This window comes from Undibacterium hunanense, assembly GCF_014284335.1.
GTDB classification, from domain to species: domain Bacteria; phylum Pseudomonadota; class Gammaproteobacteria; order Burkholderiales; family Burkholderiaceae_D; genus Undibacterium; species Undibacterium hunanense.
Genome location: NZ_JACOGF010000014.1, coordinates 96,506 through 112,114 on the forward strand (window position 1 = coordinate 96,506; position 15,609 = coordinate 112,114).

Below are 15,609 nucleotides of genomic sequence, written 5' to 3' on the forward strand. Positions count from 1 at the left end.
TTGTTTCAAAAGTATCGCTTCAACATCAGGAGAACAAGATGAAAAACATTATTCGTACCGGCGCAGGCATGTTGGCCCTGTCCGTCATATTGACTGGCGCATCGGTCGTATTCATCAAAGCCCATGCCGCCAATGTCGCCATGGCCAGTGGTGGATCGTCAGCCAGTGAAGCGCGCCCCGTGAATGCAAGCGTAGTGAATGTCGTCCTGCATGGTCCCGTTGACCTGATACTGAAACAGGCCAGCACACCGGAAATGCTGGTCAGGGGCGATGCCAAACTGGTATCCCGTATTACGACGACCATCGAAGGCAATACCCTGCACATCGGTACCCGTGGCATTTATATTTCCATAGGCAAAACCGAACAAACCAAGGTCGAACTGAGTTTGCCCAATCTGGAAAAACTCCAGCTTGGCGGGAGCGGTGACGCCAGCATCAAGGGTTTTCGTGGCAATAAAATGGAAATCTCTGTGAATGGGTCGGGTGACGTCAACTTTGATGGTGATTTTCAGCAAGTTAATGCTGGCCTGCACGGCAGCGGCAACCTGAATTTGAATCTGGGCAATAGCGACACGGTAGAACTCAGTATCAATGGTTCTGGCGACAGTGTCATCAAGGGTCAGTCCAGATTACTGAATGCCAGACTGCACGGTTCAGGCGATTTGAATGCTGTTGCACTGAAAAGTGCCCAGGTCTTCGTCAATGCCGTGGGTTCATCCAGTGCCAAGGTATTTGCCAGCCAGGAAGCCCGCCTGAAGTTGACGGGCAGTGGTGACGTGCACGTTTTTGGTAATCCTGGCAAGCGCAATGTGGAGCGTGTAGGCTCCGGCGAGGTGCGCTGGGACTGAAAAAGTGGGATATCAGTGTTGTTTATTGGCGTAGAGCAAATATCATTGCCTGATGGAATGATATTTTCTTTTGAAAATATTTTTAATTGGAAAATTATATTTTGAAAATAAATAATTAATTTAATAAAAATTCGTCGCTGGCAGGTTGGTACCGAAACTCTATTTACTTGATGCATTTTTCTGCAATAATCATCGCAGATATGTAAGAATTTGTTTCAAAACCAAAAATAAGTTCTGTATTTGTACATACAGGCCCATTTCTAACCTGACCAGCCGAGAATCATGACTGCTACTCAAAGTAAGTGCTTGACCGCGTTGTTTGTTATGTTCAGCTTTATTTCTGGTGCTTTTGCCCAGGATAATCCCATGCAATTTCTTAGCAAGGCAAATGCCAAAGTGGCACGCGCTGCTTCCCTGAAGAATCATTGGGAAGGTCCGACAGACGGGCCCCGACTACAAAAGAAAAAGAAAATTATTTTTGTTGCTGCCGATCTCAGTGATCCGGGTACTGCGGGCGTATTTGCCAGCGTGCGTGAAGCCAGCGCCAGTGGTGGCTGGGAAACTTTGCCCATCGACTGCCGTGGGCGTTGCAACCAGGGTTCTGCCATCGTTGCCCAGGCGCTGGATATGAAGGCCGATGGCATCATCATGGCAGGCGTGGATGTCGGCACCCAGGCCAAGGGTATGGCAGCTGCAGCCAAGGCCAAAATACCGGTGGTCGGCTGGCATGCGTCCACCAAAAATGGGCCGACAGATGGCCTGTTCACGAATATTGCAACCAATCCAAAAGAGGTGGCACAGGTCGCTGCACTGTACACCGTGGTTGATTCCAACAACAAGGCTGGTATCGTGGTGTTCACCGATACCAGCAATCCCTACCTGCATGCCAAGTCTGCCGCCATTGTTGAAACCATCAAGCAATGTGAAGGCTGCAAATTACTGAGTGTGGAAGATGTGCCGTTGATTGATGCCCATATCAAAATGAAAGGCGTGGTTGAAAACCTCGTCAAACGCCATGGCAGCAAGTGGACGCATGCGATTGGTGCCATCGATTTCTATTTTGACCTGCTGGAAGTACCAGCCACGGCAGCTCTGATCGCCAACAACAAACTGGTAGGCGTAGCTGCCGGTGACGGTTCACCTACGGCCTACAAACGCATCCGTGCCAACAGCCTGCAGACGGCTACCGTACCTGAACCACTGTCCATGCATGCCTGGCAGTTGGTGGATGAGCTCAATCGGGCGTTTTCTGGCGCAGAGCCAAGTGGATTTGTCAGTTCATCCGTCCATCTGGTGACGGCACAGAATATTGCCTATGACGGTGGACAGAAAAACACCTTTGAACCGGGCAATGATTTCCGCAATCATTACCTGCGCTATTGGTCAAAATAAGTGGTCATAAGTAAGTGACCAAAATAAGCGACCAAAATAAGCTGCTTTGAAAGTTGCTGCGAATAGACAGGAAGAGCAGGCCGGAACTATTCCGGCCTGTTTTTTTATGCTTTCAGTGACAAGCCGGATTACAAGGCTGCTCTTTGCGTGACTGCCGCCAGGATATTGTCGGGGACTGATTTGTCCAAATACATGCGCTGATCGGCGGCCTGCATCAACCGGTCGGCTGTACGGCCATCTGTCGGGAACATGGCAGAGCCCAGTGCCGCTTCAATATTCACGGTATGGCCTTGTATGATGCAGGGGCCGACCAGCATTTTTTTCAGGCGCAGCAAAGTGCGGTCGAGCTGGGATTCCTGGTTCACGCCGAAGGTGATCGCAACAAATTCATCACCACCGATGCGGCCAACAAAATCGGCGTGGCGACAGAAACTCTTGAGCCGCTTTGCGACTTCCTTCAGCAGCAGGTCTCCGGCCTGATGACCATAGCGGTCATTGATTGCCTTGAAGTGGTTCAGGTCGATCAGGATAAAGCCAAAACCTTGCTGGTTGCGGGCGCTCATGGCGATGGCACGGTCGAGTATTTCATCCACGTGCCTGCGGTTGGGCAGGCCGGTGAGTACATCTTCGCGTGCCATTTGCAGTATGCTGTTTTGCGCCCGTAAATTGCAGCAGGCGCTGACACCATATGTCCAGCTCAGCAGGCACAAGACCAGCACCAGATACACCACGTTCAGCAATGGATGCCCGGCTAGTTGTGCATTGTCGTCAGCGCTGAAGGCCAGGTGCCAGCGAAGCATGAAGGCCGCCGCCATGGCCGACATGGATAATGCCCCTATGCCTGCAGCCAGCAATTCGAGATCGCGGGTTTTTCTGATGAGTATGAAGGCATTGGCCAGCATTAATGCCGCTGCAATCGCATCATGAAACAGGTAACGGCGTATCATGTCGTCCCGGTTGACGAATGCCAGCAGGACGAAGAGCGGAATCAGTACCAGACCCAGGCGCCAGCGCTGGTGTGACGCATAGCCGCGAAAGCGCAAGGTGCCTTCCAGCATCAGCAGGACGGTAGTGAGTGCCAGGGAATTATTGATGGCAATAATCAGCGCTTTGGGAACATCAGTCACGCCAATGAGCCGCATTACCAGAAAGGCGGGTGCAGTGATCGATGCCGCAAGTGCCCATACCCCCGTGCCGGGTATGCCGCGATTGATGCGCCAGACAGCCAGCATGACCAGCATGGAAATCACACTGATGCAGACAACGACCAGGTCAAGCGTAGTACGATCCAGATTAACCATAGACAGGTATGGGTGCATGGGTGGCACGGCAGTCATATCAGACAGGCACTTCAGGCGACAGGCGACAGATGGGGCAATTCCGCATTCACGCCGTTCGAGCACGAACAGAAATTGGCACAAATGACATGAAATCATATTATGAACCAAACTTATGCAAAAGCACTTAAATAATTCACAAAATGACAACGCGGATGAAGTGGTTGTCATTGGTGGCGGGCCTGCTGGCCTGATGGCTGCCGAGACGCTGGCCAGCCAGGGGCTGGCCGTCAGTCTGTACGATGCCATGCCATCGGTAGGGCGTAAGTTTTTGATGGCCGGCAAGGGGGGAATGAACCTGACCCATTCGGAAGATTCTGTCTCTTTCATGACACGGTATGCCGGGCGCGAAGTCGTCCTGTCGCCCATGATCAGCCAGTTTAACGCTAGTGCCCTGCGTAACTGGGCTGCCGGTTTGGGCATAGAGACTTATGTTGGTAGTTCGGGCCGGGTCTTCCCTGTTGACATGAAGGCCGCGCCGCTATTGCGTGCATGGCTGCATCGCTTGCGTACGCAGGGTGTGCGGTTTCATATGCGTCATCGCTGGCTGGGATGGCGCGATGCACAGACTCTGGTGTTCGCCACGCCAGAAGGCGAAGTCCAGCGGTCTGCGCGTGCCACCGTGCTGGCCCTCGGTGGTGGTAGTTGGGCCCGTCTCGGTTCGGATGGTGCCTGGGTTGAAACCCTGCGTCAGCGCGGTATTGCCGTTGCTGATTTGCTGGCGGCGAATTGTGGTTTCGATGTGGGCTGGACCACATTCTTCCAGGAGCGCTTTGCCGGTCATCCCTTACTGACGGTTGCCGCCAGGGTAAAGGACAGTGGCTTGCCCATGCGCAAAGGCCAGTTCGTGATGACTGCCAGTGGCGTCGAGGGCAGCCTGGTGTATGCCCTGTCTGCCGCGTTGCGTGATCAACTGCATGCCAACGGGCAGGCGGTGCTGGAACTGGATTTGTTGCCGGATACACCTTTGCAAAAAGTCATCAGCGACATACAGCACCCGCGCGGTTCACGATCTTTATCCAGCCATTTAAAAAGCAGGCTCAGGCTGGATGCATTAAAAATGAGCCTGTTGCATGAATGCCTGCAAAAGTGCGATTTTGAACAGCCGCAGCTATTGGCACAGGCGATCAAGTGCCTGCCGCTTAAACTGACCGCCGTGCGCCCCATTGATGAAGCCATCAGCAGCGCTGGCGGTGTCTGTTTTGAAGGACTGTCCGCCAGCCTGATGGCACAACAACATCCTGGCCTGTTTTTTGCTGGCGAAATGCTGGATTGGGAAGCACCAACCGGTGGTTATTTGCTAACAGCATGCATGGCCAGCGGCAAGCAGGCGGCGCAGGGCGTCATTGACTGGCTGGCAAGCAATAAATAGAACTCATCCCTATTAATGAAATGAGTTCCAGTTTTGTATTGTCTTGTTGTAAGTCGGCAGAGCCCGGCAGAAGTCGGTACAATGGGCGTTTCTTGATATCAATTTTTGGACTACATGTCTTTGCACTTCTTTTTCGTTTTTGTATGAGTGAATCCCGTACCAATCCGCGCTCCAATGTGACCTGGCGCGGTGCCATCCAGGTGGTCCCCGGTAAAATCGTACCGGCCAAAATCGTCAATTTTTCCGTCAGCGGCATACAGATGCAGTGCAGCGCACTGTTGAAGGAAAAGCAAACGTATCAGATGATGATGGAAGTCCCCAGTCCGCGTGATGCTTCCCAGCGTACCCAGGTGGTCTGCAAGGCAACCTGTATCTACTCCATACTCAGCGGTAGCGAATACCGCGCCGGCATGAAATATTTTGACGTGCCGCTCGAATACATAGACCTGCTGTCGGCATGGTATGTCTGAACCTGTAGTCAACCTGGCCTGGGCCTGATCCTGGCCCGCTCTAAACATTTTCCAGACATCCTCCAAGCCTGACCCAGGCTTTGTCACCAGACTGACAGCATGGGTTCAAGGCTTGTGATATAAACAGCCTTTAGCTTCTTTTTTGTGCATCATGTCTAAGCATCCTGAATTGCCTGAAACCGCCCTGCGTGTCGCCCGTTTGCTGGAAAGCCTGGGCCATGACCAGGCCATCGTCATGTTGCCGGAAACCGGCAAGACCTCGGCTGAAGCTGCCGCCGGTCTGGGTTGCGAAGTTGCCGAAATCGCCAAATCCATTGTCTTCCGCCGCCTGCAGGATAATGCAGCCGTCATGGTTGTTGCCAGCGGCATCAACCGTGTGGATGAAAACAAGGTTGCAGCCCTGGTGGGGCCGCTGGGCAAAGCCGATGCCCGTTTTGTCAAAGAAAAAATCGGTTATGCCATTGGTGGTGTCTGCCCGATCGGCCACCTGGAAAAAACCGTGATGCTGATCGACCAGGACCTGCTGCAATATGCCCATGTCTGGGCGGCGGCTGGACATCCGCATGCTGTGTTCAGGCTCACGCCCGAACAATTGAAAAACATGACAGGCGCCCCTGTTGTTGACGTGGCCTTGCGCGCATGACTATTTTGCATGAATTTGACCCGGCCCAGTTTGTCATGGCACCTGGCGCGACCGTACCTTCACCTTGTGTGAATATCTGCCGCATGGATGAAAAAACTGCGCTATGCAGCGGCTGTTATCGCAGCATTGATGAAATCATTTGCTGGAGCAAGGCGGATAATCATAAGAAGCTGGAAATCTGGGATTTGATACAGCAAAGAATGTTGCCCTGATCAGCGCTTTCAGTATCGTGGGCTGAATCAGCAGGCAAAGGAGACATCATGAAACAGCTGGACTGGTATTTTGATTTTATTTCTCCCTTCGCCTACCTGCAGCATGAACTGCTGATGCGCGCACAGATGACAGACAGGCTGCATTACCACCCCGTCCTGTTTGCCAGCCTGCTCAATCACTGGGATAACAAGGGCCCGGCAGAAATCCCGCCCAAACGACAATGGACTTTTGAACATTGTGTCTGGCTGGCCCGCAAGCATGGCATCAGCCTGCGCATGTTGCCCGAGCATCCATTCAATCCCCTGCCTGTATTGCGCCTTTGTCTGGTGCTCGGGTCTACTGCGCCGGTGGTACGTCGCCTGTTCAGCTTCGTCTGGCAAGAGGGCCATCTGCCTACCCAGACCGGGCACTGGCAAGCCCTGCTGGATGAATTGCAGGTGACGCCAGCGATGCTGGACACGCCCGACATCAAACAGATGCTCAGGCTCAACGGTGAAAAAGCCATTGCTGCTGATGTATTTGGCGTGCCAACGACAGTCGTGGATGGACGCTGTTTCTGGGGCCTGGATAGCACCGACATGTTGCAGACCTACCTGAATGGCGATGACTTCTTTAATTCACCCGAGATGGTGGCAGCCCGCAAGATGCCGTATGGCCTGCAGCGCAAGATAACGGAGAAAACATGATAGCTCTGCCCACCGGCATGCAAGTCTTTGAACGTGGCTGGTTATCCTCGAACAACATCCTGTTCATGGATGAACAAAAAAACGCACTGGTGGACAGTGGCTATCTGATCCACGCGCCGCAGACACTGGCGCTGGTGCAGCAAGCCATGGGTGAACGCAAGCTGGATTTGTTGGTGAATACCCATCTGCATTCCGATCATTGTGGCGGCAATGCCCTGTTACAGCGCCATTATGGCTGCCGCACCCTGATACCCGTCGCCGAGACAGCCGCAGTCGCCACATGGGATGAGGACGCCCTCAGCTATGCCGCCACCGGCCAGCAATGCGAGCGCTTCGGGTTCGATGCCGCCATACAGCATGGCGACCGTCTGCAACTGGGCGGCATGGACTGGCAGGTACTGGCCGCGCCCGGGCATGATCCGCATTCCATGATCCTGTATTGCCCACAGGAAGGCATACTGATTTCTGCCGACGCCTTGTGGGAAAACGGCTTTGGCGTGATCTTCCCTGAACTGGAGGGTGAATCAGGTTTTGCCGAACAGGCCGCCATACTGCAAGTCATACGTGAATTGCATCCGCGTATCGTCATTCCCGGTCACGGTGCCGCCTTTGGTGATGTGGATGCCGCGCTGCAAAGGGCAGAATCAAGGCTGGATTATCTACGTGCAGATCCCCGGCGCAATGCCCGCAACGCAGCCAAAGTCATGCTGGCTTTCATCTTGCTGGAAGCCCGTCAACTCAGCATCGCCGGTGCATTAGCGCAATTGGGCAATACACGGCTGATCACTTCTTCTGCCAGGCTGTTGGGGCAGGAACCAAGCAGCCTGATACCGCAATTAGCCAGTGAACTGGTGAGTGCCGGTGCAGCAAGGATGGATGGGGATATGCTGATCAGTACCCGCTGATAGCAACAAGCCGCAAGCAGCTTTTTTTCGTATTTTCACTCATCAATCAGGGTTTTCAGCATGTTGCATCATATTTCTCTTGGCGTACGCGACCTCGCGTTGGCTGCCGCATTTTACGATGCCGCCCTTGGCGCGCTGGCCTACCGCCGCGTGTTTGAAGACGACACGGCCATAGGCTATGGTGTCAACGACGATGAGGATATTTTGTGTCTGAAACTCAGGTCGGATGCCAGTCCACCCGGTTCTGGTTTCCACCTGGCTTTTACCGCGAGATCACGCGCTGCTGTCGATCAGTTTCATGCTGCTGCGCTGGCTATAGGTGGCAGTGATAACGGCGCCCCGGGTTTGCGGCCTGATTATGGCAATAATTATTACGCCGCGTTTTTAATTGACCCTGATGGTCATCACATCGAAGTGGTAACCAAGACTGCTGCATGAATGAATACAGATGCGGGTTGCTGAAGCCACAGCTGTGCAACATGGTGCGGATATGATGTGGTTGACGCCTTGGGTGCATAATGCCAGGGCCTTGCAGTTTTATGCCAGGTTGGGGTATGTGGATGTTGGTAGTACCAGTTTTTTCACGGAGGGAGAAGCGCATGAAAATCGGGTGTTGTGCAAGCGGTTGTAATCATTTTTTGGGGACGGTGAGAATGATTGGCTTATGAAATTCGTTTACGAGCTTATTCGAGCTTACGATACTTTGATACATGAATAATTTTCTTGACGTCATTCCACCAGACTGGCGCTCCAGCATGCTTTTGGCTGGAATCTAGTGGCGTCCGTCGCATGTCGTCAAGTGATTTACTCATTGCTAATTTCAATACCAACATACGTCGATTGACGATTGCAGGCCGGTGGTTTTGGGGACGGTGAGAATGATTGGGCTTGTGGATTTCGTTTACGAGCTTAATCGAGCTTACGATACTTTGATACACGAATAATTTTCTTGACGTCATTCCAGCATGCTTTTGGCTGGAATCTAGTGGCGTTTTTGGCAAATTATTGTGTGAGTTAATTTCAGATTGTTGGTGTTTTGAATAATTCAATTTTCGACACCAACATACGTCGGTTGACGATTGCAGGCCGGTGGTAGACCGGCGGCTACATACCTTTTTGCTTCGCCAAAAAGGTATGCCAAAAAGGCGACCCAGGCGTCTTGCCCCTACGGGGTTCCCGTTTGTGCAATACAAAAAATGGGAAGGCCCGAAACTCGCTTCGCTCAGACACCGGTCCTTCTCTTTCCATTTTCTGTATCGCACAAACGGCGTCGACACATGGGAACTGCAAAAGTCAAAAGCAACTGCAACCGCAACTTCAAAAGCAACCGCAACTTCAATACGACCTATAGTCACATTGCCGGCTTAGTATTTGATCAAACCGCATCTACTTCAAGTTATAAACAGCCTCAGAAAACGAACTCACTGGTGCCAGGTCCGCATATTCAGTCGGTCTGCCCTGCTGTTTCGCCATAAAGGCTTCCATCAGGTTGCTGCTTTGCCAGATGCCGGATTGTAGCCAGCCCATTTGTTGCAGGGCGTCGTGGGTGCTGTGGTCGCGGGCGTAGTGGATGGCTTGTTTGCTGCCCCAGATGGCGACCGGGGGTTTTTCGGCGATTTCTGTGGCCATTTGCAGGGCGGCTTCCAGCATGGTGTCCTGGGTATCAAATACTTCGTTGAGCAGGCCAACGGCAAGGGCGCGCTGGGCGGGCAGGCGGCGGCCGGTGTAGGCCATTTCGTGGACTATGCCTTCGGGGATCAGCTTGGGCAGGCGTTGCAGTGTGCCGAGGTCGGCAGTCATGCCTATGTTGATTTCCTGTATGCAGAAAAAGGCATCGCTACTGGCCAGGCGGATGTCGCTGGCGCAGATCATGTCGACCCCGCCGCCTATGCAGCCACCGTGGATGGCGGTGATGACTGGCATGCGTAGCGATTCGATCAGGTTGAAGACGTGATGCATGTCCTTCAGCGCCAGGACGATATTGGCACGGCCAACGGCACTGGCGTCATCCAGTGTGATGCCGCCACCGGCGAATACATCCAGTGCCATGCCGGCAGTGAAATGCTTGCCGGTGGAAGAAATGATGAGCACGCGGGCAGTTGCCTGGTTGTGCAGGTTCTGCAAGATTTCTGTCAGTTCACGAAAAAATACCGGGTGCATGGTATTCAGTGTGGCTGGCCGGTTCAGGCGCAGGTGCGCGATTTTATTGTTGATACTGAAGTCAAAACATTGATAAGTCATGGTGTCTCCACAGGATTTTTATTAGCACGGTAAAATCATACTGGATATATGCAAGAAATCTGTTGTCTGTGCTTCAGCTTAGAGGATATCAACTATGACTCAAGATTCACCTGTACTGCATTCTGTATCACAATCTGCCTCACGCCTGCCATCTGCCTTGCAACACCTGACCCTGCCCGTCATCGGTTCACCCCTGTTCATTGCCAGTGGCCTCAAACTGGTGGCGGCGCAATGCAAGGCGGGCATAGTCGGTTCTTTTCCGGCCCTGAACGCCAGACCGGCAGAAATGCTGGATGTATGGCTGACAGAATTGCAGGCCGATCTGGCGGCCCATCAGGAAGCTCATCCGGATGCGCTGATTGGGCCTATCGCCGTGAATCAGATTGTCCATCAATCAAATGACCGGCTGGCGCATGATGTTGAAGTCTGCGTCAAACATCAAATCCCCATCATCATTTCTTCGCTGCGTGCGCCGCCGCCTGAAATGCTGGATGCGATACACAGTTATGGCGGCATCGTCCTGCATGATGTTATTTCGATACGTCATGCGCAAAAAGCGCTGGAAGCCGGGGTCGATGGCCTGATCCTGGTGGCTGCCGGTGCCGGCGGTCATGCCGGTGGCCTGTCACCCTTTGCCCTGGTCGGCGAAGTGCGGCGCTTTTTCGATGGCCCCATCGCCCTGTCCGGTTCGATCGCAACGGGTGATGCGGTGCTGGCGGCACAAGCCATGGGGGCCGATTTTGCCTATATAGGCTCACGCTGGCTGGCCACGGTTGAATCGAATGTGGATGAAGCCTATCGTCAGGCCATCCTTGATTCAGCAGCGGCAGACATTGTTTATACCAATTTGTTTACCGGCGTGCACGGCAATTACCTCAAGAAATCCATCATTGCTGCCGGACTCGACCCGGATAATTTACCGGTAGCCGACAAGAGTCAGATGAATTTTGGTTCCGGTGGTGGCAGCAAGGCCAAAGCCTGGCGCGATATCTGGGGTGCTGGCCAGGGTGTGGGCCTGATGGATGATGTCCTGACCGTGGCAGAAGTTGTGGCACGCCTGAAATCTGAATATCTGGCTGCAAAAGCCCGCATCCAGACGCTCTAATAAATTTTTAACCACATTTATCAGGATTAATATGAGTAAAGCTTATGTCGTCGCCGAGATTCAGGTGACTAACCCGGAACCTTATGCAGAGTATCGTGTACTGTCTACCGCCAGTGTAGACGAGTACGGCGGCAAGTTTCTGGTACGTGGCGGGACACGCCTGCAAAAAGAAGGCGGGGATGATCAGCATCATGAAGGCTGGCGTACTGTGATTGTCGAATTTCCATCGCTGGCCCAGGCCCAGATCTGGTATGACTCGGTTGAGTATGACAAGGCCAGGGCAATCCGGCAGGCCAATTCCATTGGTCGCCTGTTTATCATGGAAGGCGTGTAAGTGGAGATAGCGGCAGTCTGAGGGCGTAAAAACCACAAATTGCCAGCAGGAATTCAAGTTTGCAAAGAGACTTGCCGTAACTAAGGTATCTGCCAGTTACTTATTCCAATTATGCGCCGCTATCTTGCTTTGCTTGTTACCATGCTGATGGCTGCGGCCGTTCACGCGAACGACCCGCCGCCATCCAAGCCTATCAAACCAGCATCGGCGAAAGAAGAGGCGTCCAGTTCAGCTTCTGCTTCGGCATCTGCCAAGGAAGAACGCAAGCCGAATTCCAAAGAAGGTAAGGAAGCAGCCAAAGAAGCCGCGGCCCGTGCCAAGGATGCACTGGCAGCGGATGAGCTGGCGGCCCGCATCGCAGACCGCCTGAGCGTCATCCGCAAGGAAAAGGACGATGCTGCATCCCGTACCGCCCCAAGGGCTGCCGCACGCCCGGCTTATGCACCGCCCATACGCAGACCAGAGATTGCCAAAGCCAAAAATGAACATGGTGTGAATGGTGGCAGTGGCACCAGTTCTGCGGCTGCCGCCGGTAGCATGGCTGCCAGCCATGCCGATATACACTGGAGTTACCAGGGCGAAGGTGGTCCACTTAACTGGGGCAAGCTGAATCCTGCCAACGCCAAATGCGATGCCGGTGAAAGACAGTCGCCGATTGATATCCGCGACGGTATCAGGGTGAATCTGGACCCTATCGCTTTTGATTACAAGCCCAGCCGGTTTTCTGTCCTGGATAATGGCCATACCATACAGGTGAATATGGGGGCAGGTAACTACATCAACGTGCTGGGCCACAATTATGAGCTGGTGCAATTCCATTTCCACAAACCGTCAGAAGAGCGCGTGAATGGCAAGAGCTTTGAGATGGTCGCCCATCTGGTACATAAGGATGCCGATGGCAAACTGGCAGTCGTCGCCGTATTGATAGAACGTGGCAAGGCGCATAGCCTGGTACAACAGGTGTGGAATAACCTGCCGCTGGAAAAGAATGATCCGGTGCAGGCTTTGACCACCATGGACCTGAATGACATCCTGCCTGTCAAGCGTGATTACTTTACCTACATGGGTTCATTGACGACACCGCCTTGCAGCGAAGGTGTATTGTGGCTGGTCATGAAAGAGCCGGTGGAAATCTCACCTGACCAGTTGATGATATTCAGCCGTCTGTATCCCATGAATGCACGGCCCATACAGAAAAATTCCGGACGCCTGATCAAGGAATCGAATTAAGCTGACGTGATGGACATTTGATGGAATGTGATGGAATACGATGAGAAACGCATAAGGCCTGCAAATTTGCAGGCCTTATGCGTTTGGCCATGCGGCCCGCAGTTCTTTACGTACCACGATCTTCAATCCCGACCATATCTCGCTGACGGCACAGACCTTGATATCGACAAAACCCAGTGGCAGGGCCACTTCCCGGATCGTGTCTTCGGTGATATTAGTGGGGACTTTGGATGATTTTTTCGGCCAGGATACCCAGATGGCGGCATCACTGCGCAACTTTGATTTATAGGCATTCAACTCTTTGCTCAACACTGCTTTCTGGTCAGTAAACAGGTGAACGATATCAGTTGTTGCGCTCAGTTTTTTCTCAAAGACGACATCGGCTGGCAAGTCTGCCAGCAAGTCCAGATAATTGTCAGGCGCGTGTTTGACGTAGACCTGGCTACCCTTCTGGATACCCAGTTTCTTTGCCAATGGTGTGCCGGAATAACCGCTGGTTATTGAAGTCATCGCAGAATGGAGAAATAAAAAAAGCGGTACCTGTAAAAATCAGGTACCACTTTTCATTGAGGGCTTAAACCGCCTTGAATGGCAATTCGCGCCAGCGCTTGCCACCTGCCCGTGCTATGGCATTGGCAAATGCCGGTGCCAATGCCGGCAAGCCCGGTTCGCCCATGCCGGTAGGTGCATCCGCGCTAGGCACGATATGCACGGCGACCTGTGGCATGTCGGTAATACGTGGCACCACAAAATCGCTGAAGTTGCTTTGCTCGACCACGCCGTCCTTGAACGTGATGGCCGCGCCCGGCAGACACATCGACAAGCCCATCAGGGCGGCGCCCTGCACCTGTGCTTCCACGGTTTTGGGATTGACTGCCAGGTTGCAATGCACGCCAGCCGTCACCTTGTGCAGTTTGGGCTGACCATTTTTCATGGATGCTTCAACCACATAGGCGACGATGGAAGAGAAGGATTCGTGCACGGCGACCCCATAGGCGCGACCTGCGGGCAGTTTTTTCTTGCCATAGCCGGATTTTTCCACCGCCAGCTGCAAGGCTGCTTTGTGTCGAGGATGCTTGTCACCCATCAGCTTCAGGCGATAGGCCACCGGGTCTTGCTTGGTGGTTGCGGCAATTTCATCGAGCAGGGTTTCCATCACAAAGGCGGTATGGGTGGACCCCACGCTGCGCCACCACAAGACCGGGACATTGACCTTGGGATGGTGAACAGACAGGCGCATCGGCATTTCATACGGCTCTTTCATGCCTTCCACGGCGGTTGCGTCGACGCCATTCTTGACCATCATGCCTTCGAATGGTGTGCCGCTGACGATGGACTGGCCAACGATGACATGATCCCAGCCGAGGATATTGCCCTGGGCATCAAAACCTATTTCTGCCCTGTGTACATGCATGGGGCGGTAGTACCCACCCTTGACGTCGTCTTCACGGCTCCACAGTGTGCGTACCGGCGCGTCCAGACCCGCAGCCACCGCTGCTTTGGCAACCACGCAGGCTTCCACCACATAATCGCTGGTAGGAATGGCGCGACGACCAAAGCCGCCACCCGCCATCTGGGTATGGACGGCGATATTTTCAGGCTTCAGACCAAGGGCGGCTGATGCGGCGAAACCGTCGAGGCCAGGCATTTGCGTGCCCATCCACAATTCTGCCTTGTCCCCTTTTATTGCTACCGTGCAGTTCAAGGGTTCCATCGGCGTATGCGCCAGGTAAGGGAAGCTGAATTCTGCATTCAGTTTGTGTGGCGCCGTGGCGATTTTTGATACGTCGTCGTTGTACTTCAATGCACCTTGCTGTTTGGCCATTTCTTTATAACTGGCCAGCTGTTTCACGCTATCGACTTTTTCCACACTGCCCAGATCCCATTCCAGCTTCAGGGCATCACGCCCTTGCTTGGCTGGCCAATAGCCGGTGGCGATAATGGCAACACCTTCACCACCGCGATCAACCGGCACGCGTATTACAGCCTTGACGCCCTTGATGGCTTTGGCTGCCGTGTCATCCACAGACTTGAGTTTGGCACCAAATACCGGTGGGCGGGCAACCACGGCAGTCAGCATGCCTGGCAGGTGGGTATCAATACCGAAATCCTGGGTGCCGGTAGACTTGGCTTTGGCATCCAGGCGACCTGTGGGTTTGCCTATCAGGCGAAAGCTTTTTGGGTCTTTCAGGACGACTTTTTCTGGTACCGGCAATTTCATGGCTGCTTCAGCCAGGTCACCATAGCCCAGTTTTTTACCATCAGGCCCAATGACGAAGCCGTTTTCTGTACGCAGAGATGCCGCATCGACATTCCACTGCGTGGCTGCCGCCTGTACCAGCATGGCACGGGTGCGTGCGCCCAGCTCACGGTACTGGGTGTAGGAATGGGCGATGGAATTCGAGCCACCGGTCAAATGCATGCCAAATGCCGGATCAACATAGGCAGGGTGATTATTGCCATTGGCGTATTTGACTTTCGACCAGTCGGCATCCAGTTCTTCTGCCAGTATCAAGGGCAGCGAAGTCTGCACACCCTGACCAAATTCCAGGCGATTAATGGTGACGGTGACTGTGCCATCTTTGGCAATCTGTACGAAAGCGCCTGGCTGTTCTGTCGGTTTCAAACCAGCGGGGGCCTTGGCTGCACCATCCTGGCCTATGGCCAGCATAGGGTAGCAACCGAGGGCAAAGCCGCTGGCGGTTGCCATTTTGAGGAAACTGCGGCGACTGAAGCTGTTGGTATCCGGCTTGCCTTCCACAGACGACTGTTGCATCAGGGACTGCAAATGCTTTGGCATCTCGGCCAAACGGGGATCAAAATGCATGGTGTT

At 53.5% G+C, this 15,609-nt stretch carries 16 protein-coding genes; 12 read left to right on the forward strand and 4 right to left on the reverse strand.

Features of this window, described 5'->3' with window-relative positions; translation table 11 throughout:
- The first annotated feature begins 38 nt into the window (after positions 1-38).
- Both H8L32_RS22465 and H8L32_RS22470 read left to right on the forward strand, forming a co-directional pair.
- Positions 39-848, forward strand: a complete 810-nt coding sequence (locus H8L32_RS22465) for a head GIN domain-containing protein (RefSeq protein WP_186949591.1) — start codon at positions 39-41, stop codon at positions 846-848.
- A gap of 366 nt (positions 849-1,214) precedes the next feature.
- Positions 1,215-2,240: a substrate-binding domain-containing protein gene (locus H8L32_RS22470; protein WP_186949592.1), complete on the forward strand. Its 1,026-nt coding sequence runs from the start codon at positions 1,215-1,217 to the stop codon at positions 2,238-2,240.
- A 128-nt stretch (positions 2,241-2,368) separates the two neighbouring features.
- Here H8L32_RS22470 and H8L32_RS22475 read toward each other — a convergent pair whose 3' ends face one another.
- Positions 2,369-3,541 carry a GGDEF domain-containing protein gene (locus H8L32_RS22475; RefSeq protein ID WP_222619461.1) on the reverse strand — a complete coding sequence of 391 codons (1,173 nt, stop codon included), beginning with the start codon at positions 3,539-3,541 and terminating at the stop codon, positions 2,369-2,371.
- A gap of 151 nt (positions 3,542-3,692) precedes the next feature.
- On the opposite strand from H8L32_RS22475, the gene H8L32_RS22480 reads away from it, so the two are divergent.
- The 7 genes from H8L32_RS22480 to H8L32_RS22510 all read left to right on the forward strand — a co-directional run bounded on the left by H8L32_RS22480 (position 3,693) and on the right by H8L32_RS22510 (position 8,304).
- Positions 3,693-4,949, forward strand: a complete 1,257-nt coding sequence (locus tag H8L32_RS22480; RefSeq protein WP_186949596.1) for a TIGR03862 family flavoprotein — start codon at positions 3,693-3,695, stop codon at positions 4,947-4,949.
- A 143-nt stretch (positions 4,950-5,092) separates the two neighbouring features.
- Positions 5,093-5,419 (forward strand): hypothetical protein, encoded by a 327-nt coding sequence (locus tag H8L32_RS22485; RefSeq protein WP_186949598.1) that lies wholly within the window; start codon positions 5,093-5,095, stop codon positions 5,417-5,419.
- Positions 5,420-5,570: 151 nt separating this feature from the next.
- Positions 5,571-6,062, forward strand: a complete 492-nt coding sequence (locus H8L32_RS22490; RefSeq protein ID WP_186949600.1) for a YbaK/EbsC family protein — start codon at positions 5,571-5,573, stop codon at positions 6,060-6,062.
- Positions 6,059-6,274, forward strand: coding sequence for a DUF1289 domain-containing protein (locus H8L32_RS22495; protein WP_230412366.1), 216 nt, complete (start codon positions 6,059-6,061; stop codon positions 6,272-6,274). The genes H8L32_RS22490 and H8L32_RS22495 overlap by 4 nt, the downstream gene beginning before the upstream one ends.
- 48 nt (positions 6,275-6,322) lie before the next feature.
- Positions 6,323-6,961, forward strand: coding sequence for a 2-hydroxychromene-2-carboxylate isomerase (locus H8L32_RS22500; protein WP_186949601.1), 639 nt, complete (start codon positions 6,323-6,325; stop codon positions 6,959-6,961).
- Positions 6,958-7,866 (forward strand): MBL fold metallo-hydrolase, encoded by a 909-nt coding sequence (locus H8L32_RS22505; RefSeq protein ID WP_186949603.1) that lies wholly within the window; start codon positions 6,958-6,960, stop codon positions 7,864-7,866. Before H8L32_RS22500 ends, H8L32_RS22505 begins: the two co-directional genes overlap by 4 nt.
- Positions 7,867-7,926: 60 nt before the next feature.
- Positions 7,927-8,304, forward strand: a complete 378-nt coding sequence (locus H8L32_RS22510) for a VOC family protein (protein WP_186949605.1) — start codon at positions 7,927-7,929, stop codon at positions 8,302-8,304.
- Positions 8,305-9,252: 948 nt separating this feature from the next.
- Here the strand turns inward: H8L32_RS22510 and H8L32_RS22515 are convergent.
- Positions 9,253-10,107: an enoyl-CoA hydratase-related protein gene (locus tag H8L32_RS22515; protein WP_186949607.1), complete on the reverse strand. Its 855-nt coding sequence runs from the start codon at positions 10,105-10,107 to the stop codon at positions 9,253-9,255.
- A 94-nt stretch (positions 10,108-10,201) separates the two neighbouring features.
- Between H8L32_RS22515 and H8L32_RS22520 the strand changes: the two genes are divergently transcribed.
- The 3 genes from H8L32_RS22520 to H8L32_RS22530 all read left to right on the forward strand — a co-directional run bounded on the left by H8L32_RS22520 (position 10,202) and on the right by H8L32_RS22530 (position 12,776).
- Positions 10,202-11,212, forward strand: a complete 1,011-nt coding sequence (locus H8L32_RS22520) for an NAD(P)H-dependent flavin oxidoreductase (protein WP_186949609.1) — start codon at positions 10,202-10,204, stop codon at positions 11,210-11,212.
- A 31-nt stretch (positions 11,213-11,243) separates the two neighbouring features.
- Positions 11,244-11,546, forward strand: a complete 303-nt coding sequence (locus H8L32_RS22525; RefSeq protein ID WP_186949611.1) for a DUF1330 domain-containing protein — start codon at positions 11,244-11,246, stop codon at positions 11,544-11,546.
- A 111-nt stretch (positions 11,547-11,657) separates the two neighbouring features.
- Positions 11,658-12,776, forward strand: coding sequence for a carbonic anhydrase (locus H8L32_RS22530; RefSeq protein ID WP_186949613.1), 1,119 nt, complete (start codon positions 11,658-11,660; stop codon positions 12,774-12,776).
- Between the two features lie 75 nt (positions 12,777-12,851).
- Here the strand turns inward: H8L32_RS22530 and H8L32_RS22535 are convergent, their stop codons facing one another.
- Both H8L32_RS22535 and H8L32_RS22540 read right to left on the reverse strand, forming a co-directional pair.
- Positions 12,852-13,286, reverse strand: a complete 435-nt coding sequence (locus tag H8L32_RS22535) for a DUF3052 family protein (RefSeq protein WP_230412367.1) — start codon at positions 13,284-13,286, stop codon at positions 12,852-12,854.
- Between the two features lie 64 nt (positions 13,287-13,350).
- A complete protein-coding gene (locus tag H8L32_RS22540) occupies positions 13,351-15,603 on the reverse strand; it encodes a xanthine dehydrogenase family protein molybdopterin-binding subunit (protein WP_186949614.1) in 2,253 nt (750 codons plus the stop codon).
- Between the last annotated feature and the right edge of the window lie 6 nt (positions 15,604-15,609).